The following is a 23,994-nucleotide window of genomic DNA, read 5'->3' as shown; positions in this document are numbered from 1 at the left end:
CAATGAGCTTCAGCCCCCTGATTCGCCAGTTGATCGACTCCCTGCGCATCCTGCCTGGCGTCGGTCAGAAAACCGCCCAGCGCATGGCGTTGCAGTTACTGGAGCGTGATCGCAGCGGTGGCTCGCGTCTGTCCCAGGCGCTGAGTCAGGCGATGGAAGGCGTCGGCCATTGCAAGCAGTGCCGCACCCTCACCGAAGAAGAGCTGTGCCCACAGTGCTCGGACGTACGGCGCGATGACACGCTGCTGTGCGTGGTCGAGGGACCTATGGACGTGTATGCGGTGGAGCAGACCGGTTACCGAGGGCGCTACTTCGTGCTCAAGGGCCATCTGTCGCCGCTGGACGGTCTGGGGCCCGAGGCCATCGGCATCCCGCAGTTGGTGGCTCGGATCGAAGAGCAGGGCTCGTTCACCGAAGTCATCCTCGCCACCAACCCGACGGTCGAAGGCGAAGCCACGGCGCATTACATCGCCCAGTTGCTCACCAACAAAGGTCTGGTCACCTCGCGCATTGCCCACGGCGTGCCGCTGGGTGGCGAGCTGGAACTGGTCGACGGCGGGACGCTGGCGCACTCGTTCGCAGGGCGCAAGCCGATTCAGTTGTAGGCTTGATCAATGCAAAACCGTAGGAGCCGGCTTGCTGGCGAACGCGGTATGTCATCCGAAGATAATGTTGATCAATCCGACGCCTTCGCGGGCAAGCGCGCTCCTACAAGGTCATGGGCCGCCTACCAATATTCAAAGAGACTGATGGCGGCTATCGGGGCAGGCGTTATTTATCCGTCAACGCAAACTCGGTCAGGCAGAACGTCGGGATTTCCATGTCGCGCAGGCGTTGTGAACCGCCGAGCTCCGGCAGATCGATGATCGCGGCGGCTTCGTGGACCTTGGCGCCCATGCGGCGGATCAGGTTGGCGGCGGCGACCAGGGTGCCGCCGGTGGCGATCAGGTCATCGAACATCACCACCGAATCCCCGTCGCACAAACTGTCGGCATGGACTTCCAGCAGCGCCTCGCCGTATTCGGTCTGATAGGCCTCGGCCAGCACGTCGGCCGGTAACTTCCCTTGCTTGCGAAACAGCACCAGCGGTTTATTCAGTTCGTAGGCGACGATCGAGCCGATGAGAAACCCGCGCGCGTCCATGGCGCCGACGTGGGTGAACTCGGCATCGATGTAACGCTGGATGAAACTGTCGATGACCAGGCGCAGGGCCTTGGGTGACTGGAACAGCGGGGTGATGTCACGGAAAATCACGCCGGGCTTGGGGAAGTCCACCACAGGGCGGATGAGGGATTTGATGCTGAATTCGTCGAAAATCATAAGGATCTCGGGCAGGACATGACTCAAAAGACGCCAGTCTAAGCCCGCCCGGACCATGATGCATCAGCTTTCCAGCGATCCCCCGGCCAGCGCGCAAAGCTGAATCGGGTCGAGGATGTGAATTTCCTTGCCCTCGGCGGCGATCAGCTCGTTCTGCTGAAAGCGCGTGAACACCCGCGACACGGTTTCCACCGCCAGGCCCAGGTAGTTGCCGATCTCGTTGCGCGACATGCTCAGGCGGAACTGGTTGGCGGAGAAACCCCGGGCGCGGAAGCGGGCGGAGAGATTGACCAGAAAGGTGGCGATGCGCTCGTCGGCGGTTTTCTTCGAGAGCAGTAGCATCATCTGTTGGTCATCGCGGATTTCCCGGCTCATCACCCGCATCAACTGGCGACGCAGTTGCGGCAGTTGCACCGACAATTCGTCCAGCCGCTCGAAGGGAATTTCGCACACCGACGTGGTTTCCAGCGCCTGCGCCGTCACGGGATACGCCTCGGCGTCCATCCCGGACAGCCCGACCAGTTCGCTGGGCAGGTGAAAGCCGGTGAGTTGCTCTTCGCCGCTGTCGCTGAGGCTGAAGGTTTTCAGCGCGCCGGAACGGACGGCGTAGACGGAAGCGAAGGTGTCGCCCTGACGAAACAGAACATCGCCTTTCTTCAACGGGCGGCCGCGTTTGACGATTTCGTCCAGTGCATCCATGTCTTCCATGTTCAATGAAAGCGGAAGGCACAACGGGGCCAGGCTGCAGTCCTTGCAGTGAGCCTGGGTGTGAGCGCGCAGTTTGACTGGCTCAGACATCGGGTAATTCCTTTTGCAGAAACACACATAAGTCGTAAGGGTAACCCACGGGTCGACACCCCGACTACCACGCGCCTTCCATGGCCAGAAATGATTCCTCCGCGCCAGGCGGAAACTTCCTACATCACACGGGCCTATATCACCTGGGAATAGCGCTGACGGTCTTGCGCGCCCAGATACGCGTCGAACACCATGCAGATCGAGCGCACCAGCAGTCGCCCCGCCGGCGTGACGGTGATGCCTGTCGGGCCCAGATGAATCAGGCCGTCCATGGCCATCGTCAGCAATTGCGGCCACTGCTCGCGGAAGTATTCCCGAAAGTGGATGGAAAATTCGTTCTCGACGGGACCAAAATCGAGACGGAAATGGCAGATCAGCTGGCTGATGATGGTGCGCCGCAGCTGATCGTCCTTATTGCAACGCAGACCCCGCTTGGTTGCCAGTTGGTCGCTGGCGAGCACGGTCTGGTACTCGGTGAGATCGCTGGTGTTCTGCGCGTACAGCTCGCCGATCTGGCTGATGGCCGAAACGCCGAGGCCGATCAGGTCGCAGTGACCGTGGGTGGTGTAGCCCTGAAAATTGCGACGTAACGTGCCTTCTTCCTGAGCGATGGCCAGGTCGTCATCGGGCAGGGCAAAGTGGTCCATGCCGATGTAGCGATAGCCTGCGCCGGTCAGTTGCTCAATGGTGCGCTGGAGCATCTCCAGCTTGTGCTCCGGGCTGGGCAACTGGGCCGTGTCGATTCGCCGCTGGGGTGGGAAACGCTCGGGCAGGTGGGCGTAGTTGAACACCGAAAGCCGGTCGGGCTGCAGGGCAATTACGTGCTCGACTGTGCGGGCAAAACCCTCGGGCGTCTGCAGCGGCAGGCCATAGATAAGGTCGATGTTCACCGAGCGAAACTGCAGGGTGCGTGCGGCTTCGACGATGGCGCGTGTCTCTTCCAGGCTCTGCAAACGGTTGATTGCCCGCTGCACCAGCGGATCAAGGTCCTGCACGCCGAGGCTGACGCGGTTGAAGCCCAGCTCGCGCAGCAGGCCCATGGTCGACCAGTCCGCCTCGCGCGGGTCGATCTCGATGCCGTAGTCGCCGGAGTGGTCATCCGGCAGGGTGAAATGCTGGCGCAAATGCGCCATGAGCTGGCGCAGTTCGAGGTGACTGAGGAAGGTCGGGGTGCCGCCGCCGAAGTGCAATTGCTCGACCACCTGGCGATCATCGACGTGGGCGGCGATCAGGCTGATCTCGCGTTCCAGGCGTTGCAGATAGGCATGGGCGCGACCGCGGTCCTTGGTGATCACTTTGTTGCAGGCGCAGTAGTAGCAAATGTTGGCGCAGAACGGGATGTGCACGTAAAGCGACAACGGCCGCGACGCGTTGCGGCTGTCACGCAGGGCCTGCAGCAGATCGAAAGCGCCAACCTGCGTATGAAATTGCACGGCGGTGGGGTAGGACGTGTAACGCGGCCCTGCCAGATCGTAGCGGCGGATGAGTTCAGAATCCCAACGAAGGTCGTCGAGCATGGGGGCGTTCCCGATAAGGATGGCGGTGCGGGAAGTGTAGGGCGCGCGGAGGTGAGGGCATTGATCTGGGTCAACGGATCGCGGCAGCGATTACTCGTGTGCCATGCCTGCGTGGTTCATCGCAGGATTCATCCCGTGATTCATCGTTTGAGGCGTGTGCCCCATCAACCACTGTTGATGGGGACCGGGGAGTGTCCACAGGCCGAACAGAATCACCAGCAACCCGCCGGCCACGCGCACGCTGCGCCGACGGAGCAGGGCGGTAATGCGCTCGGCGGCCAGCCCCGTGGCGAGCAGCACCGGCCAGGTGCCGACCCCGAACGCGAACATCAACAACGCGCTGTGCAGCGCATCGCCCTGGCTCGCCGACCACAGCAGCGTGCTGTAAACCAGCCCGCACGGCAGCCAGCCCCACACCGCGCCCAGCAGTAAGGCCCGGGGCATGGTCGACACCGGCATCAGGCGGCTGGCCAGCGGTTGCAGGTAACGCCAGACCCCGCGGCCCAGGCTTTCGAGGCGGGTCAGGCCACTCCACCACCCGGCCAGATACAACCCCATGGTGATCATCAGCAACCCCGCGATCACCCGCAACAGCATCGCCGCCGGGCTGTTGGCGACGGCCCAGCCGAGCATGCCGATCAGCAATCCCGCGCAGGCATAGCTGAAAACACGTCCGACGTTGTAGGCCATCAGCAGGCGCAGGCGTCGTCCGCGTTGTTCCTTTGGAATGGCAAAGGTGAGCGCGCCCATCAGACCGCCGCACATGCCCAGGCAATGGCCACCGCCAAGCAGGCCCAGCACGAGGGCGGAGAGGAGTTGGGGGAGGAGGTCAGACATCGGCGAGACCTGGAAGTCCTGCGCTGTTTGTGCCGGCCTCTTCGCGGGCAAGCGCGCTCCTACAGGGGATCGCATTCCAATGTAGGAGCGCGCTTGCCCGCGAAAGGGCCCTTAAATACCCCGCAAAAAACGACTGCCTCACTTGAAATCATCCCCCTGATCATCCGCTCTGCCTTTCCCCAGCGCCTCATCCACCCCGGCCTGATGGCCGGCGTCGTGATCGTCGAACAGAATGCTGTGTGCCGGGCCGTCCAGGTCGTCGTACTGACCGCTGTCCACCGCCCAGAAAAAGACATAAATCGCCACCGCCACAATCAGCAGCGCCACCGGAATCATGATGTAAAGCGCAGGCATCGGGCCTCCGGATGGGGTCGTGTGTTCATGGGGTCACCGTCTGATGGGCAGCCATGGATTCTGCAGAAGGCGGGTTCATCCGTGTAAGACGCAACGCATTCAACACCACCACCAGCGAACTCACCGACATCCCCGCTGCCGCCCACAACGGCGTCACCCAGCCCATCGCTGCGAAGGGCAGCACCAGGCCGTTGTACAACCCGGCCCACGCCAGGTTTTCCAGAATGATCCGCCGTGTGCGCCGGGCGAGGGCAAAAGCATCCACCAGCACGTGCAGACGGTTCGACAGCAGCACCGCATCGGCGCTGGTCTTGGCCAGATCGGTGGCCGAGCCCATGGCGATGCTGATGTCGGCCGCCGCCAGCATCGGTACATCATTGACCCCGTCGCCGATCACCAGAATCGTCCGGCCCTCGGCCCGCAGCCGCTGAAGAATGGCGAGCTTGTCATCCGGCCGCAGGCTGCCCCGGGCGTCATCGATCTGCAGCTGAGTCGCGACGCTGGACACCATGGGCGAACTGTCGCCGGACAATAACAGCGTCTGCCAGCCGCGCTGTTTGCACGCCTCGACCAGCGCCACCGCGTCGTCCCGCAACCGATCATCCAGCACCAGCCAGGCGAGGGCTTGGGTGTCATCCCCCAGCAGCAGCCACTGACCGGGCTCGTCCGGCATGGATGGCACGGCGACGCTACTCAAAGCGCAAACAAACGCAGGCTGACCGATGCGTAATGGGCGCTCATTGACGACGCCTTCCAGCCCCAACCCCGGCGTAGCGACGACCCCTTCAGCGGTCAGCGGCGTCTTGCCGAAGGCCCGGGCAATAGGGTGTTCGGAACGGCTTTCCAGCGCCGCCGCCAGGCTCAAACAGTCGTCACTGCTCAGCGCGCCAAGGCTGCGAATCGCCCTTAACGTCAGACGCCCTTCGGTCAGCGTGCCGGTCTTGTCGAAGATCACCGTGTCGATCCGGTTCAGCCCCTCCAGCACATGGCCACGGGTCAGCAACAATCCGAGTCTGTGCAGCGTGCCAGTGGCGGCGGTCAGCGCGGTCGGGGTCGCCAGCGACAAGGCGCACGGGCAGGTGGCGACGAGCATCGCCAGCACAATCCAGAACGCGCGATCGGCATCGAGCTGCCACCAGACCACGCCGACGCATGCTGCCAGCACCAGCGAAATCAGCACAAACCACTGCGCCGCGCGATCCGCCATTTGCGCCAGTGGCGGCTTCTCCGATTGCGCACGCTCCAGCAATCGGACGACGGCGGAAAGCCGCGTGTCAGCGCCGAGGGCGAGCACTTCCACCGTCAGCACGCTTTCAATATTGGCGGTGCCGGCGGTGACGGCGTCTCCCACCTGGCGCGGCTGCGGCAGGTACTCGCCGGTGAGCAGCGATTCGTCGATGCTCGACCGACCGGCGATTATTCGGCCGTCCGCCGGCAACATCGCGCCGGGGTGCACCAGCACGTGATCGTGCAGGCGCAGTTGATCAGTCAGGATGCGCTCGGTCTGGCCTTCCGCATTCAGGCGCAGGCAGGACGCCGGCAGCAGATTGACCAGTTGCGCCGTCGCGGCGCTGGTGCGTTCCCGGGCGCGGCGTTCGAGGTAGCGGCCGGTGAGCAGGAACAGCGCGAACATGCCGACCGCGTCGAAATACAATTCGCCAACCCCGGTGACCGCTGTCCAAAGGCCGGCGAGGTACGCCGCACCAATCGCCAGCGACACCGAAACGTCCATGGTCAAATGGCGCACGCGCAGGTCGCGCAACGCCCCGTTGAAGAACGGCGCACAGCTGTAAAAGACGATGGGCGTCGTCAAGAACATCGCCACCCAGCGCAGGATCGTGTGCATCTCGGGGCTGAGGTCGATGTTGAATTCCGGCCAGGTCGCCATGGTCGCCATCATCGTCTGAAACCACAGCAGCCCGGCAACGCCCAGTTGACGCAGGCTGCGACGGTTCTCCCGGGCCAGATGCTCGGTCGCTTTGTCCGCCTGATAAGGGTGGGCGGCATAACCGATGCTGCGCAGCTCGGACAGTACCTCGCTCAAGGGCAACCCCACGTCATGCCAGCGCAGGTGCAGACGATGGTTGGACAGGTTCAGCCGGGCCTCGACCACAGCGGGCAACGTGCGCAGATGCCGCTCGATCAACCAGCCGCATGCAGCGCAGGTGATGCCTTCGATCATCAGCGTGGTTTCGGCGACCGCGCCGTCATCGTCGTGACCATGACGGACAAAAGGCGCCTGCACATCGGGCTGATCAAACAGGGCCTGTTCATCGGCCAAGGGTGTCGGCAACACCTGCGGATTGACCGACGCTTCGCTGCGATGCAGGTAATAGCTTTCCAGGCCGCCGGCGACGATGGCGTGGGCCACGGCCTGACAACCGGGGCAGCAGAACTCCCGCGCCTCACCCAGCACCGAAGCAACGAAGCGCCCGCCCGCCGGGACGGGCAGCGTGCAGTGATAGCAAGAGCGCAGGGTTTGTCTCTCAGTAGCGTTCACATCAATGCCTGCCCGCGCCCTGAATCGGCTCGTCGCCCAGGGTCAGTGGCTGTCCGGGAACGATCCGTTCTTCTTCGAACAGGCGCCAGGTCTGGCCGTTGTCCACCCCGAGCAATTCGACGAAGCGCCGGCCTTCGACCCTGTCGCTCAACTGCCCGACGTACCGCCCCGGCTGCGAAGGCGTGCGCGCCATCACCACTTTGCGGTCCTTGTCCGGCTGGGTCGGGGAGATCAGGTTCAGCACCAGGGTTTCCGGCTGGCTGGCGCCGCTCAGTTGCACATCCACTTCGCCGGTCAGCTCGTCGAGGCCCACGCGGGCTTGCAGGTGGAGGGACTGACCCAGCAACTCGCGGTCGAGGGAGCGGTTGATGCTTTTCCCGGCTTCGTAATAGTTGTCGGTGACCAGGTTGTCCGGGTGGGTGACGGCGATGGTGACCATGGCCAGGGTCAATGCCACCGAGCAGGTCAGAATGGCAATGATGATCCACGGCCATAAATGCCGGTGCCAGGGACGTGCTGCGGTGAATGCGGTCATTTCCGACTTCTCTCAGCGAATGGACGGGCCGATGAAACGGCTCTTGGCGTGGACTTCAGTGTCGCTGTGCTCAATGTCGCTGTGTTTAATGTCCGTGAGGGTGAAACTGACGTCGTTGATGCTCGACGGCAGGTGCTCCGGCGCGACCGACAGCTCCACCGGCAGGCTGATGATCTCGCCAGCGGGCACCTTGATCTCGCGACGGCCTTGCAGCTTCAGGTCCGGCAGCCCGGTGGCGTCGAGCACATAGGTGTGGTCGATCTGGTCCTTGTTCATGACCTTCAGGCTGTAGACGTTTTCGATCCGGCCCTCGGCGTTTTCCCGGTACAGCACGCGGTCCTTGCTGACGTCGAAACCCACCAGCGAGCGGGTGAGAAACGCAGCGGTGAGCCCGCCGATCATCACCAGTAAGACCAGCCCATAGCCGATCAACCGGGGCCGCAGTGGATGGGTCACCTGCCCGGAAAGGTTGTGTTCAGTGGTGTAGCTGATCAGGCCGCGCGGGTAGTCCATCTTGTCCATGATCGAGTCGCAGGCGTCGATGCACGCCGCGCAACCGATGCATTCAATCTGCAAGCCGTCGCGGATGTCGATGCCGGTGGGGCAGACCTGCACGCACATCGTGCAATCGATGCAATCGCCGAGGCCTTCAGCCTTGTAATCCGTTTCCTTTTTGCGCGTACCCCGTGGCTCGCCACGTCGTGGGTTGTAGGAAACGATCAGGGTGTCCTTGTCGAACATCACGCTCTGAAAGCGCGCATAGGGACACATATAAATGCACACCTGTTCCCGCAGCCAGCCGGCGTTGACGTAAGTGGCGAGGGTGAAGAAGCCAACCCAGAAATACGCCCAGCCATCGGCCTGGCCGGTGAAGAAATCCACCAGCAGTTCGCGAATGGGCGAGAAGTAGCCGACGAAGGTCAGGCCGGTGATCAGGCCGATCAGCACCCAGAGGCTGTGCTTGGCACACTTGCGCGCAAGCTTGTTGGCGTCCATGGGCGCCTTGTCGAGCTTGATGCGCTGATGGCGGTCGCCCTCGGTGACCTTTTCGCACCACATGAACACCCACGTCCACACGCTTTGCGGGCAGGTATAACCGCACCACACGCGCCCGGCGAACACGGTAATAAAGAACAGCCCGAACGCGCTGACGATCAATATGCCCGACAGCAGGATGAAATCCTGCGGCCAGAACGTGGCGCCGAAGATGTAGAACTTGCGCTCCGGCAGGTTCCACCACACCGCCTGATGCGCGCCCCAGTTGAGCCAGACCGTGCCGAAATACAGCAGGAACAGCACAGCGCCGCCACCCATCCGCAGAGTGCGGAACACGCCGGTGAACGCGCGGGTGTAGATCTTCTCCCGCGAGGCATACAGGTCGACCGTGTCGCCGTCGTTATTCGTCGGCGGCGTGACGTTGTGCAACGGAATCTGGTTGCTCATGGCAGCGTCCTACGCCCTCCGGGCCGAATCATCAGCGTGTGCGACGGCGATAGCCTTCACGGCTGCTTTTCCGCCGGTTCGTCCCCATGGGACAGGCTATACACGTACGCCGCCAGCAGGTGCACCCGGTCGTTGCCCTGCAGCAACGCCTGGGCCGGCATTTGCCCCTGGCGGCCATACTGGATGGTCTGTTGCAACTGGGCAAAGCTGGAACCGTAGATGAACGCGCCGGGGTGAGTGAGGTCTGGCGCGCCCAGTGCGGCAACGCCTTTGCCCTGCGGACCGTGACAGGCGACGCAGGTGGTGGCGTAGATTTTCTGGCCCGCCGCTGGATCGGCTTTCGCGTCGGCGGGCAGGGTGCGGCCGTACAACTGGGTCAGCACGTAAGCCGACACGTCGTGCACGCCCTGATCGCCGATCACCGCACCCCAGGCCGGCATGACCGCGTGACGGCCATTCATGATGGAAGTTTTGATGCTCTGCCCATCGCCGCCCCAGCGCCAGTCGGCGTCGGTCAGGTTGGGGAAGCCATAGGCACCCTTGGCGTCGGAGCCGTGGCAGACCGAGCAATTAGACGCGAACAGCCGGCCGCCCATCTTCAACGCTTGAGGGTCCTTGGCCACTTCTTCGAGGGGCATCGCTGCGAACTTGGCGAAGATCGGCCCGAAGCGCGCTTCGGAGCGGGCCAGTTCCTTCTCCCATTCATGCACACCGGTCCAGCCGGTTGCGCCGTCGGAAAACGGGATTTTCTTGTCGTTGTCGGCGTAGTCGTAACCCGGCAGCAGGCCCTTCCAGTTGCCCAGGCCCGGGTAAAACGCGAGATAACCCAGGGCGAAAAGGATCGTGCCGATGAACAACCAGAACCACCACTTGGGCAGCGGGTTATCGTATTCCTCGATGCCATCGAAAGCATGGCCGACGGTTTCATCGGTGATGTCGGCGCGCTGGCCCTTGCGCGTGGCGATAAGGAGCCAGCCCATCGCGAAGAGCGTGCCCAGGGTCAGCACTGTGACGTAAATGCTCCAGAAGGTGCTCATGGTTTCGGGTTCCTTGCGCTGTTCTTCCGGGCGTTGGCTTGTGCCTGCCTGACCTGTGCGATCGCCTCGGGATCATCGGCAAACGGCAGCAGCGTTGCATCGTCGAATTCCGCCTTGCGCCGCGGGCTGTACACCCACAGCGCCAGACCAATGAAGGCCACCATTACCACGACGGTGCCCAGGCCTCGAATCGTTCCCATGTCCATGACGATCACCGTTTGCTCTTGATGAGGGTGCCCAGGCCCTGAAGGTAGGCCACCAGCGCATCCATTTCGGTCTTGCCCTTGACTGCGTCGCTCGCACCCGCGATGTCGGCATCGGTGTACGGCACGCCCAGGCTGCGCAGCACTTCCATCTTCTTGCCGGTCAGGGCGCCGTCGATCCTGGTGTCCGCCAGGAAGGGGTAGGCCGGCATGATCGACTCCGGCACCAGGTCGCGCGGATTATTCAAATGAGCGCGGTGCCAGTCATCCGAGTAGCGACCGCCGACCCGGGCCAGGTCAGGACCGGTGCGTTTGGAACCCCACAGAAACGGGTGATCCCAGACGCTTTCGCCGGCCACCGAGTAATGCCCGTAGCGTTCGGTTTCGGCGCGGAATGGCCGGATCATCTGCGAATGGCAACCCACGCAGCCGTTGGCGATGTAGACGTCGCGGCCTTCGAGCTCAAGCGCCGGGCGCGGCTTCATACCTTCGACGGGCAGGGTGGTGACGTCCTGAAAGAACAACGGGACGATCTGCGTCAGCCCTCCGATCGCCACGGCGATGACCATGAAGATCGACAGCAGGCCGATGTTCTTTTCCAGTGCTTCGTGCTTGATCATCAGCGGGCCCCCACGACAGCGATCTGCGCCGCGGCTTCGGCTTCTTCCGTGTCGGCTGCGCGAATGGTTCTGAACACGTTGTAGGCCATGAACAGCATGCCGCTGGCGAAAATCGCGCCGCCCAGCGCGCGGACGATGTACCCGGGACGGCTGGCCTGCAGGGCCTCGACAAACGAGTAGGTGAGAGTGCCGTCGTCGTTGATCGCCCGCCACATCAACCCTTGGGTGATGCCGTTGACCCACATCGCGGCGATGTAAAGGACGGTGCCGACAGTGGCGAGCCAGAAGTGCGTGTTGATCAGCGCGATGCTGTGCATCTGCGGGCGGCCATAGAGTTTCGGGATCATGTGGTAGACGGCGCCAATGGTAATCATCGCCACCCATCCCAGCGCGCCGGAGTGCACATGGCCGATGGTCCAGTCGGTGTAGTGAGAAAGCGCATTGACGGTCTTGATCGCCATCATCGGCCCCTCGAACGTCGACATCCCGTAGAACGCCAGCGACAGCACCAGGAAGCGCAGAATCGGGTCGGTACGCAACTTATGCCACGCGCCCGAGAGGGTCATCATGCCGTTGATCATGCCGCCCCAGCTCGGCACCAGCAGGATGATCGACATCACCATTCCCAGCGATTGCGCCCAGTCGGGCAGGGCGGTGTAGTGCAGATGGTGAGGGCCGGCCCAGATGTACAGGGTAATCAGCGCCCAGAAATGCACGATGGACAGACGATAGGAATAGATCGGGCGTTCGGCCTGTTTCGGCACGAAGTAATACATCATCCCGAGAAAGCCGGTGGTGAGGAAAAAGCCCACGGCGTTGTGCCCGTACCACCACTGGATCATCGCGTCGGTGGCGCCGGCATACGCCGAGTACGACTTGAACAGGCTCACCGGCAGCGAGATGTGGTTGACGATGTGCAGCATCGCCGTCACCACGATGAATGCACCGTAGAACCAGTTGGCGACATAGATATGTTTGGTTTTGCGTTTGACGATGGTGCCGAAGAACACCGCGCCATAGGCCAGCCAGACTACCGTCAGCAGGATCGCGATCGGCCATTCCAGCTCGGCGTATTCCTTGGTGGTGGTGTAGCCCATCGGCAGGCTGACGATGGCGCCGATGATAACCGCCTGCCAGCCCCAGAAATGGAAGGCCGCCAGGCCGTCGGAAATCAGCCGCGTCTGGCAGGTGCGCTGGACCACGTAATAAGAGGTGCCAAACAGCGCGCAGCCGCCGAACGCGAAAATCACCAGATTGGTATGCAGGGGGCGCAGGCGACCGAACGTGGTCCACGGCAAACCGAAATTCAGGTCAGGCCATACGAGCTGGGAGGCGATGAAGACGCCCAGGCCCATGCCGATGATGCCCCAGACCACCGTCATGATGGCGAACTGGCGGACGACCTTGTAGTTATAAGCAGTCGGGCTGGGTGCTGTGCTCATGTCAGGTTCCACGGTGTGTATTTTATTAGTGTGGTCACAGCCGCACCTTCGATCGCGCGTAACCCGTCACGCAGTGGCGTGCAGTGGGATCGACGGAGACGATAGACGCGGTGCACGCAGACGCCCGGTCGCCGAAGCGTGGGTGAGTTCTGGCTGAGTGGCCGGGGGGAAGGAAGACAGGTCGAGCTGGATCGCGCGCGTGAGTGGGAGGGATTGGATACAACCCTGCGGGTGAAAACAGCGCTGGGGCTGCTTGTCTGCAAGAGGGTTGCGTTGCCGGGCACAATCTTGATGCTGGGCCTGTGGCTAGCTGTCGCCGGTCCACTGTGCGGACACAGCTTAGACGCGAATGATCGCGGAGGGAAGGCTTTGGCGCAGCACCTGCGACACTTGGCCGCGCGTGATATGAAGTTGCCGCGCCCTTGGCGGGACGCGGCGATCAACCTTTTCCGGAGATGGCTGAAACGGTTCTCTGCCTGCTTGTCCTGTGCTTCGAGAGAGCGTTTCTACTGCAAATTTGTATACAAAAGGCCGCTGACATTGGCACTTTTATCTGCCCAAAAATATTTGGCCCGAGCTGGCAGAAAGGCCGGCGATCGTCACGGATGATCGTCCGGAGCGGACAAAAAGCATATACCGTCGATGAAACCGCCCGGTTGTGTGCAGGTTGGGGCGCTCAGGGTTCGGTGCTCGTTGCCGAAGTGCCAAACCAGACTAATGCCTGGGAGCTGAACCTGGGCTGTCGGGACAGGGCAATCGGCGGGCAGGGTCATGACACGCCGACGTGCTGCATACTGCAGGCCGTGGTGCTCGCCTCAATCGGCGGGTGGTCGATGTTTTGGTAGAAGAGACCTGCATGAGCAAACAACAGGCGGCGAAGCGAGCAGCCGATCACTGCGCGCAGCTGTCGCAAGAACAGGGCTGGGTCTGGAACCCGCCAATCGGCCCGACGGCGGACGAGCCCTCGACGCTGATTCTCGCCCACGGCGCGGGTGCCCCGATGGACAGCGACTTCATGAACGACATCGCCACGCGTCTGGCGACCTTGGGAATTGGCGTGCTGCGCTTTGAATTCCCCTACATGGCCCAGCGCCGAATCGATGGGCGCAGACGACCTCCCAATCCTCAGCCGAAGTTGCTGGAGTGCTGGCATGAGGTGTACGCCGCGGTGCGTGCGGGTGTGAGCGGGCGAGTGGCGATCGGTGGCAAATCCATGGGCGGACGCATGGCCAGCGTCATCGCTGACGACGTCGAAGCCGACGGATTGTTCTGCCTGGGCTATCCGTTCTACGCGGCGGGTAAACCCGAGAAGCCGCGGGTCGTGCATCTGGCGGAGCTGCGGACGCCGACGCTGATCGTTCAGGGCGAGCGGGATGCGCTGGGCAATCGGCAGGCGGTTGAAGGGTACGAGCTGTCGGAGAACATCGATGTGCACTGGGTGCCGACCGCCAACCATGACCTCAAGCCGTTGAAATCATCGGGCCTCAGTGTCGAAGCGTGCATGCAGGACATCGCCGGGCTTATGGCGCACCGGCTGATCGGATAGCGGGGTGTTCGTCGGCGTTCATGTCGCAAACCAGGTCGAACAGGCCCTCGGTTACGTGGAAGTTCTTGGTCGGGACGGCAAACTCGAAGTTGCCGTGCAGCGCTCCGGCTGCTGCATCGCAGCCCAGCAGCGTCAGGTTGCCTTGCTGCAGATCGCGTGAGTGATAAATCTTCGCCATTCGCGTGGGCGTGAGGTGATAGATGACGGTGATCTGTTCGTTGCGCAACAGGTTGTAGCTGCCGGGCTGCACCGTGTGGTCGATAAACAGGCCGATCATGGTGCGGTGTCGGCGAACCGTGCCGGTGGCGAGGATCTTCCAGATTCGGCACGTGAGCGGATCCGACCGGCCCGGGCGCAGGCACGCCATGGCGCTCAGGCTGTGGGTGATGAACGGGTGGCCGTTGACCGTGGCGCTGAAGGTGCCGAGTGCCGCCGGCGCCTGCGGGCGTTGAAGAGGTGGTTTCGCGAGCATTTTTACGGGGTTTCCGTGATCGGGTTTTAGGGGCGGTGTCGGCGCACTGCACTTATTAAGACGCCGCCGGGTAGCGACGACGTCTTTGAAAGGGGGTGCTGCTTACACGTGTGAGGCTTGCATCGCTGTGGGAGGGGCGGATCAGCGAATCGCGACGCCCAGGCTGGAATTGATGTGGAGCAGTTTGTAATCCTTGCCGGTGTTGAGGTTCTTCACGTAGTACCACTTCGCGCCGAGCAAGTTCTTGGCAACGGTGGAAGACCAGTAGTTAGCGTTGCCCATCGGCCAGCGGTTGCCGTAGGCGTTGTAGATCTCGATCAGCTCGTGGATGCTCGGGATACGCCCGCCGATGCGGTTGGCGGCGTTGGACATCTGCGTGTAATTGCCAGAGCCCACGCCGTGGCATTCGATGACGCCGGTGACGGAGACGGTGAAACTTTTGCTCTCGCCTGCAGCGTCGGTCGCCGTAATGATTGAGCCGCCCCTGCTGCGTACCGAGACCAGGCCTGTTGAGTCAACATGTGCCACGTTCGGCATGCTGGATGAGTAGGTATAAGGTGGTTTACCGCCGGCTGCTACCCGCTTGATCGTAGTTCCGGTCGGGAATGACGGAAGCAGTTCGGGATGTCCCGGAAGCAGATAAATCTTTCCGCCCAAAGTGGCCGGTGATGTGTCGAATTCCAGACCTTTGAGAACATTGAGTGACAGTTCTTCTGAGCGTCGAGGTACGCCGTTTCGTATGACTTCATAGCTCACTGTTGCCGTACTTCCTTCAGCTGCAGAGATCTGTGCTTTAGGCACATTGAAGACGAGAGCGCGTTGTTCTCCAACCGTTTGCGTGGCGGTATCAAATGTCGAGACGCTAGACCAGCGAGTGGTGACACGATCCTCAGGCGCCATGTTGCGGTAACTGACGCGAACAGTTGCGCCAGATTCCGGAATCAATGTAGGCCGCAAAATTCCGTCAGCGCCGACTGAATCCACGGCAGGTGCCGGCAGATCAAGCACTGAACTCATAATTTGCAGGCTCACGACCTCGGACTGTTGCAAGCCACCAGCGCGTTGCACGGTGTAAGAGACGTTAACTGTTTGACCATCGTTTGCACTCACCAATTGGCTAGCAAACACGACCGATAGTTCTCGATATGCCTCCTCGATCGTGATGACGTTGATCTTTGTCCCGCTGCCCTTTGGACCGCTCCAGCGAGTTTCAACGGTATCGCCAGCCTGCAGATTCGCATCGGAAGCAATCAAGACTGTCGCGCCGCTGGGTGCATCAGCAGGATCGAGCGTGTCGCCTTTGGCTTCTTTGACGGTGGGATCGGGCAACGGCGCGTAGACCATGCTACCGACACGGAATCGCAGTTGTGCGGAGACGAACTTTTGAGTGCCCCGGTCGACTTCGTACCAAGCGGTCACTTCGCTGTTTGTATTGGCCTCTACGACACGCTTGTTGACCCTGAAAATCACTTCTCTGCTGACGGTACCGCTATTAATTACGGTGAAATCAGTGTAACTACCGCTGGATCCTTGGCCGTCCCAATGCAGTGTGACCTGATCATTCACTGCCATGCCCGGATACCGTGCGATACGTACTGTCGCTTCCAGGGCAATGTTTGCGGGGTCCAGTACGCCACTGCTGTCCAGTTCATCGATTGAGGGCGCTGGAAAGGAAGCTCCAGTGTCATCGCCAACCAGCACATTCAGTACGGGCGACTTGAAGAACTCCCGCTCGAATGAAGTAACGGTGTAGTAAACCTCCAATGAGCCGCCAGCCAGTGCGTTGACCTTCATGTCGGGAATCGCGTACTGCAACGTATTGCCGATATCACCATAGCTGAGATTCTTACGCTCCTCGTACATGACGTTTCCGCCGCCGGCCGTTTTCCCCATCCACACAAGATTCACATCTTGGCCAGGAAGCATGAAGTAGTAAGGGGGGACCTCAACCAATACGTTATGAGCAGTGGGGTCCAGTACCCCTTCGTTTTGCTCGGCCAAGGGAATTCTCGGCGGATCCAGTTCCATCATCTTGCCGATGATTTTCAACGGTAGATTTTTTGATATCAGTGCCTGGCCGGTGGTTTTCATTACCCGATACTTGATTCGAGCGCGACCTTGGCTGATCGGTTGGAAAAGATCATTTGGGAGCGAAAAATCCAAAAATCCGAAGGGGTTCTGAACCACTTTCGTTGTTCGATAGGTGGGCAGAGGCATGCCCGAGCCCGTCTCACGTTCTACCGACAACATGACCTCATCGTCTTTAGCGATCTGCGGGTTAGACAGCACCAGAATCTGGACGGGCGAGCCGGCGAGTTTTTCAAGATCAAGCTCCATGTCAGGCGCCTGCGGTGCGACCGGTGCCGGTAAGGTATCTCGTCCAATTTCCACCTGCGCATAGGTCGGCAGTGACCAGCGCGACCAGTTATTCACGACGTCGCGAATTTCATAGCGGACTTCGATCATGTCCGAACTGCCCGCGAATTCGATGGCGCCTTTAGGTACCTGAATGATAATTGGCTTACCGATCTCAGCTTCACCCATGATGACCATTCGGACGAATTGCCCATGCCATGACAATTTGACGTCGTCGCCGACGGCCATGTTCTTGTATGGGGCGATTTCAACCGAAACCCCTTCAGGGGAGGTGATGATGCCGGGTGGGGATACAATCGGCTTTGCAAGCGATTCGTTTTCGTACGGCGTAGCGGGGTTTGGGTCCTTTCCTCCCGGAATATCAAGCTTGGCCAATACGTGAATTATATTGGACTGCTCAGGTATCGCCGAAGGAAACGGAGTGTAGATGTACCTAACGTCAGTCTGGCCGGGCTCTATCCAATGGGTATCAACGAACAGCGTAAAAATTCCGTCACTAATGGCCGAATCCGATGTATGTGTATAAGACGATACGGGTGCTTCGTTTGCTCCCCAGTACAGCTCGATCTTGTCCTTGGGGCTAAGCTTTAAAGGGCCTACCAGTACCTCCAATGGTTTCGCGGGGTCCGCTACATCGACGTCACCGATTCCGGCATGATCAAAGCTCAAAATCGTCGGGTTTGGTAGCGTGACGCCCTTATTGTTTTGCATATGGGATATTCCTTCTAAAAGATGGCGGGCCAATGGCCCGCCGATTTATTAAGCGGCGCAAACGCCCGCAACACGAAGGTCGACGTAAGCGTTCGCCCGTTTCGAATTGCCAGTGCCTTTGTCACTGATCACTTGGTATGTTGCTTCCGCGTGGCCGTAGCAGTGGCGCATTAGTTCGCTACGGGGGACGGAAAATCTGTATCCATCAATGACCTGCTGATAAGTAAGCGGTGCGGACGTATGAGTCCATGCGAAACTGAGCTCATCAGATACCAGATCGCTATACGCCTCATATGTGAAAACGATTGTTTGCCCCGCGCTGATGTTCAGAAATGGCTTGATGTACATCGGAGCTCCATTCACAGAATTCTCTCTGTTGATTGCTCCGTTAGAATTTAATTGCTCAAATTGAGGAGCATCCAAACCATCAGACCCACCCGGAAGCTCATCCTTGGATCGCACAATGATTCCGCGCTCTTCAGAGATTGACTGGTTGGGATTGCCTGGTTGTGAGATCGTGTAGTAGACGCGAATGTCGGTTCCGGTCCCAATAGGTTTAAATTTCGAATTTGGAATGGTTAACAGTAGTGGTCGTCCTGCCGCAGTGTCGGAATTGGTAATAGTGTATGGAGGAGTTAAAACCTCTTGTCCGCCCCAATTGATTTGAATGCTCTCTCCGGCGTTGAAGTTTTCGTTCCAGCTAAGGATAACTGTAGCATCAAGTTCGAAGTCGTTTTCGTCAATGACGTTGTCCTCAGCACTCGGAGTGCTACTGCCACCCTTGATGGTGGGCTTTTCTAGAGTGCCGGGTACAGGCAGTTCAATTTTGACATTTACATCGACTGTTTCCGAAACTCCTACCAAGTGTCCGTTGCGCATTACGTCGTAACGTAATTGACGTATCCCATCACCCGCCTGCGCAATGGTCGCGTACGCAACATCGAATATTAAGACAAATTCTTGGCTAAAATCTTCTTCGTCTACCGGGTATGGGCCAATTGGAATCGGGCCCCATCGCAAAAGTACCTCATCCCCGTCTTGCAGAATAGCGGTGGATGGAATATCCACCTTCACATTGGAAAGTGCGTCGGTGTAGTCGATCAAACCGTCATACTTCTCAACGACTGGAGGCGAAAGATCAGTGATGACCTCTGTCAGAAATAACGTGATAGTTACCTCTCTAGATGGGGCCGAGAGGTTACCAGCTCGGTCTTTGATCTTGTAATACGTTGCTCCAGGATTGTTTCCCAGTGACAACAAAAAAGCTTTGTCAAAAGGTACTTCGATAGGGTTATCGCCATTTTCGTTGCCGGTCAGAACAATTTCGGGGCCCGGGGTACTCCCCCAGTAAGTAAAAATGGTGTCGCCCCCGCTCAAACCGGTGTATCCGTAGATGCGACCTGTCAGCGTGTCACCCATGGCTTCGAGTTCTGCTGCGGTGAGACCGTCCTTCGCCTCTTCAGGGAAATCCATATACCCGAGCTGGTGTGCCCCAGGTGCGGTTCTGTCGACTTTAATGTCCACCACAGGCGATTCCGCCGTATTACCGCCAGGAAATGAGCTGGTCACATACCGCAGTCTGTAGACTCCATCGGTTGTCAATTCTGTATCCACAGGTATAGCGAGCTCGATAATTGCGCCCTCAACAGGGTTATCAAGTGTGTACAGTTGTCCAACTGTAAAACCGTTGAGGGTCAGATGCAGGGAATCGTTTGGCTTTGCTCCTTCCCAAACGGTGATCTCGACAGTCACATCATCGATAAGATCTTGAGTTTTAATAAGTCCATCGATGGGATCAGCCAAAGGAACGTGAGGGATCGGTAATTCCAGTTCCGCTGTTCGCATTTTATAAGGGCTTTTGGCCGTAGAGTGTGTTCTGGTCTTGCACATTTAAGTCACCGTTATTCGTTTCTCTGATTGCAAATGGAACCTTGTCTAAATATTTTTAGGGTCAGGTTCTCGTGTCTGAAAGATATTTACTGTCCTTCAGTCCTATCGAAGAAATAGATTTTATGGTGCGTTGTCAAGGGGGTTTTGTTATTTAAATCAGCCAATCCAGGGTTCTGCGAAACTTCCTACAGGCAAACTAGGATTGGTCTGTAAGAAAAAAACTCGTTGCGGTAGGAAGAGGACTATTTCCTGTGTATAACCAGTTTTCCCTGATAATTCCTAGGGCTCCTATGATCGCCGCTCATTAGAGGAGCGATTGAATTGAAACGGTTTTTTAAACCTCACGTGGTGACGTCTTTCGGCTTAAGTATTGCAGGTGTTCTCGTTTGTCTGCAGGCGGGCGCGTCAGAGTTTGAGCGGATTGATATCGGCAACAACTCAATTTATCTCGGCCCTGATGATCAGCCAGACTCTTATACGATTGGTGCATTCGGAAAGCTTGATGTATCTGGTGGAACGGTTGACAGAGTCATGGCATACGGTGGAACTATTATCATCCATGATGGCGGCTTGGTAAGACAGGGTATCGTTGCTGGCAAATGGCTGGATATCGTAGGTTCAGTTGTTCAAGGTGGTTCAAACGTCGCAGTCGTCGTCCAGGAGGGAGGTGTTGGTAATATCCTCGACAGCTCGATAGAGGGTGGCGGCCTTGCCGTTAGTTCGGTAGCGCTCAGCACCATAAATATATCGAATTCATCAGTGGCCGCATTGGAGTCCGACGCTTCTGGATACGGATGGGGGGTGGGCGTATTCGGGGGCACTCTGAGTATCGGAAAAGGAAGCAATGTGGTGGGGCTCCAGAACGGCGCATATCTTTCGTCTGGAAGAGTCGCTGGACAAACTGCAACCTTTAATACCGGCAGCCTAGTCATCGACCATTCAGCATTAAGATCAATTGAGGGAGCAGCCATCAAAGTTGAGAATGTTTCGGGTAGTGACGCCTTCACAGACATACATGTAAAAAATGGTGCCAGCATAACCGCAGGTAACGGTAACATTTTAGAGGTCGTCAAGGGCGGCCATGTGTCTTTCACAATCGACGAGAGTGAGCTGCTGGGTGATTTACATTCTGATCCGGGCAGCGTGTTGGACGTCGGGCTCACCAATGGGGCGACCCTTACAGGAAACGGATTTGGCATTAATTCAATGACCATTGGTTCCGACTCAAAATGGTTCATGAGCAGTTCCACCCAAATCGGTTTTATGTCTTTGGACGGCGGCAGCATTGACTTCACTGGAGACGGCTTCCATTCGCTTTCGTTGGGCAAGCTGTCCGGCTCCGGGCTGTTCGATATGCGCATCAACCTCGACAACGGCAACGGCGATTTGCTCAGCGTAAACGGGGAGGCCTCGGGCAGGCATCGCCTTCGTATCCAGAACACCGGCACCGAAGCCGTCCCCGCCGAGTTCGACCCGCTTCGGGTGGTTCACACCGAAGGCGGGGACGCGGAGTTCGGGCTGGTGGGCGGTCGGGCGGATCTTGGGGTGTACTCCTACGAGCTCGAACGCCAGGGGACGGACTGGTTCATCGTCGGGTCCGGCAAGGAGATCAGTCCTTCCACGAAAAGTGCGCTGGCGTTGTTCAACACGGCACCCACGGTGTGGAACAGTGAGTTGACGACGTTGCGCAGTCGCATGGGGGAAGTGCGTGGGCAGGAGCAGGGCGGCGGCTGGATGCGTACCTATGGCAGTCGCTTCAATGCGGCGCTGGATTCCGGGCTTGACTACAGACAGAAGCAGCAGGGGCTGTCGTTCGGGGCGGATGCGCCCGTGCCGGTGGACAACGGTCAGCTGTTGCTCGGATTGATGGGCGGTTACAGCAAGTCGGATCTGGACATCGGCCGAGGCACATCGGGTCAGGTCGACAGCTATTACGTCGGCGCGTATGGCACGTGGTTGTCTGAGGGCGGCTATTACCTGGACGGCGTGCTGAAACTCAACCAGTTCCACAACGAGTCCAAGGTGGCGATGAGCGATGGCACCAAGGCCAAGGGCAATTACAGCAGCAAGGCATTGGGCGGGTCGCTGGAAGTCGGCAAGCACATAAAGCTGGGCGATGAGTATTTCGTCGAGCCGTTCGCGCAGGTGTCCAGCGTCTGGATCGATGGCAGCAGCTATACGCTGGACAACGGCATGCAGGCCAGAACCAACCAGACTCAGTCGGTGCAGGGCAAGGTCGGCACTACCCTGGGACGCAGCTTTGCCATGAAGGACGGCGGCGTTGTTAAACCTTATGCACGGGTGGCGTTGGCCCACGAGTTCTCCCGCAGTAATGACGTCAGCGTGAACGGTCAGCGTTTCGACAACGATCTGTTCGGTTCCCGGGCCGAACTGGGTGCAGGTGTTTCGGTGTCGCTGTCCGAGCGACTTCAGGTACACGCTGATTTCGATTACATGAAGGGTGAGCATGTTGAGCAGCCTTGGGGTGCGAACGTGGGTGTGCGTCTGGCGTTCTGACATTCGCATCAATTGATTGAAACGCGGTTCCAAAGCCCCGGCTGCAGCGATGCAGTCGGGGCTTTTTACGTGGGCTTACGGTTTCGGCTGCATCCGGCGTCGTCGTGGCGGACGACCCGTGGTCGAGCCCTTGCCGCGTCGCTTCCTCAGGCGGGGCAGGTTGACGGTCAGCGTTTCCGAAATGCCGACGAGCCTGGCGCGCCGAACCACTTCATAGCGCACCTCGACGCATCCGCTTTCGTAGTCCGCCAGGGTTTCATTGTTGAGGTACTGGACCAGGCGAGGGCCTTTGCGGCCTTCTACCTTGCCGACGGTGGTGTAGAAGGTGTTGTGGCCCCAGCGCAGCTTCAGGTGATCCCCGAACCACAACTTCGACGAGCGCGGGATATTGATGTAGATGCCCACGTTCAGCTGGGCGTCGGTAGGGCCCTCGGGGTCGGCACCGGTGATGTAAGGCGCTTCGAATACAGGCGCCGGGTCCGGGTCCTTCATTTCGTGATGCCATGGAAATCCCGGGGCGTTCTGAAGCTGGCCGGCGTACACCATCGCCTGTTCAGCCGCACTCTTGCCCACGGGCGGCACTGCCTGCAGATCTTCGTAGAGCGGAATGGAGCTCTTGCCGGGTGATTTGCGTTTGTTCCTGCGGGTATTTTTCGGGATTGGCACTGGCGTTTTTTTATTGTTATTTGACTCGGTCGGTTGTGAGTGGGGTGACGGCTGGATATCCGTTTCATCTTCCATTGGAAACTCCTTGATCAGATCGCTAGTGCGAGGATTACAGGATTGGGTGTTGTGCGATTGCTTGTAGGACCGCGGCGCAGCACATGCCTATGATCGATTCGAAAATTATTACTGTCAAGCAAGCAAAGTGCATGGGATTGCTCGGCTTCTTCGCAAAACTTTCACTGTTGAATATATCCTTGATGTGTGAATGCGGCGGTTTTCGCGGCTTTTTTGGGCGATTCAAATAATTATCTATCGCGCGTAGTCTATAAAATTTTGATAGTCCATCAGACACTTCCTACGGTGATGTAGGTTCTGTGGAATGAATGCGCCAAAAAATAATTGAAAATATTTTTTCCGTGCGAATTTATTGACAAAACCTCCACGCATAAGCGTGGAGGCGGTTACTTTTGGTATTCAGTTGAATAGCCTGAATGCTGGTTACAATTTTACTGAAACCAGGGTTGCCAGGCTGGTGATGGATACGTTGCCCGCCCGGTCGGTGACGAAGTACTCGACGCACACCTTTTCCGCTGCGTGGGCTTGCAGGTGTTGACGGCTGAAAGCGATTTCAACGGGCCGGAGGGTGAGCTCTTCCGCCTGGACCTGATGGGCCGGGCCTTCGACGCCGTTGAGTAGTGTCTGGATGACATCGCCCGGCTCCATACCGGCGTAGCCAGGGAGGAGGCCAATGAGCTGATCGCCGAAGGTGGCAGTGGGGAAGATGAGGGGAGCGAGGAGGGTGGCGCCGGGTTTGGTGCGGTCGACTTTCAAGGTGAGTTCGGGCGAAGGAACGTGAGATTCTGAAAAGGGACTCGACGCCATGTAGCTCAGCAGGTAGATGCCATCAGCCCCCAGCAACTTTTCATCCAAAAAAACTTCGATAACATCGCCAGCTTTATCTGCCTCAGTAATAGTTCTAATATCGCCGACCAACTGACCGTCCAAAATCAGCTGAAAGTAATACTGCGGTTCCGCTGCTTCCCAGACTCTCACTCCCACAGGAATCGGATTTTCCAAGTCAGCTGTCTTCAGAAGGCCATCGCTCGCACACGCAATGCTCACCATCGGAGCCGTTAGGGGAATTGGCGCTCGCATATAGTTAGCGTTCATAAATTTTCTCCATCAAGCACACCCCTCCACTTCTATCCGC

At 59.0% G+C, this 23,994-nt stretch carries 20 protein-coding genes; 3 read left to right on the top strand and 17 right to left on the bottom strand.

The window, feature by feature from the left end; translation table 11 throughout:
• Positions 1–2: 2 nt before the first annotated feature.
• Complete coding sequence (gene recR, locus EC919_RS18325; protein WP_065988697.1) at positions 3–605, top strand: recombination mediator RecR; 603 nt, start codon at positions 3–5, stop codon at positions 603–605.
• Positions 606–771: 166 nt separating this feature from the next.
• Here the strand turns inward: recR and EC919_RS18320 are convergent, their stop codons facing one another.
• From EC919_RS18320 to ccoN, 12 genes are all read right to left on the bottom strand, one after another.
• Positions 772–1,320, bottom strand: a complete 549-nt coding sequence (locus tag EC919_RS18320) for an adenine phosphoribosyltransferase (protein ID WP_133775824.1) — start codon at positions 1,318–1,320, stop codon at positions 772–774.
• Between the two features lie 63 nt (positions 1,321–1,383).
• The gene (gene fnr / locus EC919_RS18315; protein WP_065988695.1) at positions 1,384–2,118 is read right to left on the bottom strand and encodes a fumarate/nitrate reduction transcriptional regulator Fnr; all 735 of its coding nucleotides are present in this window, start codon (positions 2,116–2,118) and stop codon (positions 1,384–1,386) included.
• A gap of 134 nt (positions 2,119–2,252) precedes the next feature.
• Positions 2,253–3,635 carry an oxygen-independent coproporphyrinogen III oxidase gene (hemN, locus tag EC919_RS18310; RefSeq protein WP_133775823.1) on the bottom strand — a complete coding sequence of 461 codons (1,383 nt, stop codon included), beginning with the start codon at positions 3,633–3,635 and terminating at the stop codon, positions 2,253–2,255.
• A 90-nt stretch (positions 3,636–3,725) separates the two neighbouring features.
• A complete protein-coding gene (locus EC919_RS18305) occupies positions 3,726–4,472 on the bottom strand; it encodes a sulfite exporter TauE/SafE family protein (protein WP_133775822.1) in 747 nt (248 codons plus the stop codon).
• A 138-nt stretch (positions 4,473–4,610) separates the two neighbouring features.
• The gene (gene ccoS, locus EC919_RS18300; RefSeq protein ID WP_133775821.1) at positions 4,611–4,826 is read right to left on the bottom strand and encodes a cbb3-type cytochrome oxidase assembly protein CcoS; all 216 of its coding nucleotides are present in this window, start codon (positions 4,824–4,826) and stop codon (positions 4,611–4,613) included.
• A gap of 25 nt (positions 4,827–4,851) precedes the next feature.
• Entirely contained in the window at positions 4,852–7,302 is a 2,451-nt protein-coding gene (locus EC919_RS18295) for a heavy metal translocating P-type ATPase (RefSeq protein ID WP_133775976.1), read from the bottom strand.
• A gap of 25 nt (positions 7,303–7,327) precedes the next feature.
• The gene (locus EC919_RS18290) at positions 7,328–7,861 is read right to left on the bottom strand and encodes a FixH family protein (protein ID WP_133775820.1); all 534 of its coding nucleotides are present in this window, start codon (positions 7,859–7,861) and stop codon (positions 7,328–7,330) included.
• 12 nt (positions 7,862–7,873) lie between these two features.
• Positions 7,874–9,304, bottom strand: a complete 1,431-nt coding sequence (gene ccoG / locus EC919_RS18285; RefSeq protein ID WP_133775819.1) for a cytochrome c oxidase accessory protein CcoG — start codon at positions 9,302–9,304, stop codon at positions 7,874–7,876.
• 56 nt (positions 9,305–9,360) lie between these two features.
• A complete protein-coding gene (ccoP, locus tag EC919_RS18280) occupies positions 9,361–10,341 on the bottom strand; it encodes a cytochrome-c oxidase, cbb3-type subunit III (RefSeq protein ID WP_133775818.1) in 981 nt (326 codons plus the stop codon).
• Positions 10,338–10,547: a cbb3-type cytochrome oxidase subunit 3 gene (locus EC919_RS18275; RefSeq protein ID WP_133775975.1), complete on the bottom strand. Its 210-nt coding sequence runs from the start codon at positions 10,545–10,547 to the stop codon at positions 10,338–10,340. The genes ccoP and EC919_RS18275 overlap by 4 nt, the downstream gene beginning before the upstream one ends.
• 5 nt (positions 10,548–10,552) lie before the next feature.
• On the bottom strand, positions 10,553–11,164 hold the full coding sequence (ccoO, locus tag EC919_RS18270) for a cytochrome-c oxidase, cbb3-type subunit II (RefSeq protein ID WP_208294994.1): 612 nt from the start codon (positions 11,162–11,164) through the stop codon (positions 10,553–10,555).
• Positions 11,164–12,606, bottom strand: a complete 1,443-nt coding sequence (gene ccoN / locus EC919_RS18265) for a cytochrome-c oxidase, cbb3-type subunit I (protein WP_133775817.1) — start codon at positions 12,604–12,606, stop codon at positions 11,164–11,166. The genes ccoO and ccoN overlap by 1 nt, the downstream gene beginning before the upstream one ends.
• 856 nt (positions 12,607–13,462) lie before the next feature.
• Between ccoN and EC919_RS18260 the strand changes: the two genes are divergently transcribed.
• The gene (locus tag EC919_RS18260) at positions 13,463–14,152 is read left to right on the top strand and encodes an alpha/beta family hydrolase (RefSeq protein ID WP_133775816.1); all 690 of its coding nucleotides are present in this window, start codon (positions 13,463–13,465) and stop codon (positions 14,150–14,152) included.
• Here EC919_RS18260 and EC919_RS18255 read toward each other — a convergent pair.
• The 3 genes from EC919_RS18255 to EC919_RS18245 all read right to left on the bottom strand — a co-directional run bounded on the left by EC919_RS18255 (position 14,127) and on the right by EC919_RS18245 (position 19,601).
• The gene (locus EC919_RS18255; protein ID WP_133775815.1) at positions 14,127–14,624 is read right to left on the bottom strand and encodes a hypothetical protein; all 498 of its coding nucleotides are present in this window, start codon (positions 14,622–14,624) and stop codon (positions 14,127–14,129) included. The two genes, EC919_RS18260 and EC919_RS18255, sit on opposite strands and share 26 nt — an antisense overlap.
• A gap of 141 nt (positions 14,625–14,765) precedes the next feature.
• Complete coding sequence (locus tag EC919_RS18250; protein ID WP_133775814.1) at positions 14,766–17,711, bottom strand: hypothetical protein; 2,946 nt, start codon at positions 17,709–17,711, stop codon at positions 14,766–14,768.
• A 48-nt stretch (positions 17,712–17,759) separates the two neighbouring features.
• Positions 17,760–19,601: a hypothetical protein gene (locus EC919_RS18245; protein WP_243842285.1), complete on the bottom strand. Its 1,842-nt coding sequence runs from the start codon at positions 19,599–19,601 to the stop codon at positions 17,760–17,762.
• 321 nt (positions 19,602–19,922) lie between these two features.
• On the opposite strand from EC919_RS18245, the gene EC919_RS18240 reads away from it, so the two are divergent.
• On the top strand, positions 19,923–22,118 hold the full coding sequence (locus tag EC919_RS18240; protein ID WP_243842284.1) for an autotransporter outer membrane beta-barrel domain-containing protein: 2,196 nt from the start codon (positions 19,923–19,925) through the stop codon (positions 22,116–22,118).
• 75 nt (positions 22,119–22,193) lie between these two features.
• Here EC919_RS18240 and EC919_RS27200 read toward each other — a convergent pair whose 3' ends face one another.
• Together EC919_RS27200 and EC919_RS18230 are read right to left on the bottom strand one after the other, a co-directional pair.
• Positions 22,194–22,859, bottom strand: coding sequence for a hypothetical protein (locus EC919_RS27200; protein WP_166650582.1), 666 nt, complete (start codon positions 22,857–22,859; stop codon positions 22,194–22,196).
• Between the two features lie 423 nt (positions 22,860–23,282).
• Entirely contained in the window at positions 23,283–23,954 is a 672-nt protein-coding gene (locus EC919_RS18230) for a hypothetical protein (RefSeq protein WP_133775813.1), read from the bottom strand.
• Positions 23,955–23,994 lie beyond the last annotated feature (40 nt).

The organism is Pseudomonas graminis (assembly GCF_004364335.1).
Taxonomy (GTDB): domain Bacteria; phylum Pseudomonadota; class Gammaproteobacteria; order Pseudomonadales; family Pseudomonadaceae; genus Aquipseudomonas; species Aquipseudomonas graminis_D.
Note: the sequence above shows the minus strand (reverse complement) of the source record. Positions and strands in the feature narration are given on the sequence as shown.

Excerpts from the sequence above, each read along its gene's own strand:
- recR (WP_065988697.1), top strand. The coding sequence starts at position 3 with ATGAGCTTCAGCCCCCTGATTCGCCAGTTGATCGACTCCCTGCGCATC.
- EC919_RS18320 (WP_133775824.1), bottom strand. The coding sequence starts at position 1,320 with ATGATTTTCGACGAATTCAGCATCAAATCCCTCATCCGCCCTGTGGTG.
- fnr (WP_065988695.1), bottom strand. The coding sequence starts at position 2,118 with ATGTCTGAGCCAGTCAAACTGCGCGCTCACACCCAGGCTCACTGCAAG.
- hemN (WP_133775823.1), bottom strand. The coding sequence starts at position 3,635 with ATGCTCGACGACCTTCGTTGGGATTCTGAACTCATCCGCCGCTACGAT.
- EC919_RS18305 (WP_133775822.1), bottom strand. The coding sequence starts at position 4,472 with ATGTCTGACCTCCTCCCCCAACTCCTCTCCGCCCTCGTGCTGGGCCTG.
- ccoS (WP_133775821.1), bottom strand. The coding sequence starts at position 4,826 with ATGCCTGCGCTTTACATCATGATTCCGGTGGCGCTGCTGATTGTGGCG.
- EC919_RS18290 (WP_133775820.1), bottom strand. The coding sequence starts at position 7,861 with ATGACCGCATTCACCGCAGCACGTCCCTGGCACCGGCATTTATGGCCG.
- ccoG (WP_133775819.1), bottom strand. The coding sequence starts at position 9,304 with ATGAGCAACCAGATTCCGTTGCACAACGTCACGCCGCCGACGAATAAC.
- ccoP (WP_133775818.1), bottom strand. The coding sequence starts at position 10,341 with ATGAGCACCTTCTGGAGCATTTACGTCACAGTGCTGACCCTGGGCACG.
- EC919_RS18275 (WP_133775975.1), bottom strand. The coding sequence starts at position 10,547 with ATGGACATGGGAACGATTCGAGGCCTGGGCACCGTCGTGGTAATGGTG.
- ccoO (WP_208294994.1), bottom strand. The coding sequence starts at position 11,164 with ATGATCAAGCACGAAGCACTGGAAAAGAACATCGGCCTGCTGTCGATC.
- ccoN (WP_133775817.1), bottom strand. The coding sequence starts at position 12,606 with ATGAGCACAGCACCCAGCCCGACTGCTTATAACTACAAGGTCGTCCGC.
- EC919_RS18260 (WP_133775816.1), top strand. The coding sequence starts at position 13,463 with ATGAGCAAACAACAGGCGGCGAAGCGAGCAGCCGATCACTGCGCGCAG.
- EC919_RS18255 (WP_133775815.1), bottom strand. The coding sequence starts at position 14,624 with ATGCTCGCGAAACCACCTCTTCAACGCCCGCAGGCGCCGGCGGCACTC.
- EC919_RS18250 (WP_133775814.1), bottom strand. The coding sequence starts at position 17,711 with ATGCAAAACAATAAGGGCGTCACGCTACCAAACCCGACGATTTTGAGC.
- EC919_RS18245 (WP_243842285.1), bottom strand. The coding sequence starts at position 19,601 with ATGTGCAAGACCAGAACACACTCTACGGCCAAAAGCCCTTATAAAATG.
- EC919_RS27200 (WP_166650582.1), bottom strand. The coding sequence starts at position 22,859 with ATGGAAGATGAAACGGATATCCAGCCGTCACCCCACTCACAACCGACC.
- EC919_RS18230 (WP_133775813.1), bottom strand. The coding sequence starts at position 23,954 with ATGAACGCTAACTATATGCGAGCGCCAATTCCCCTAACGGCTCCGATG.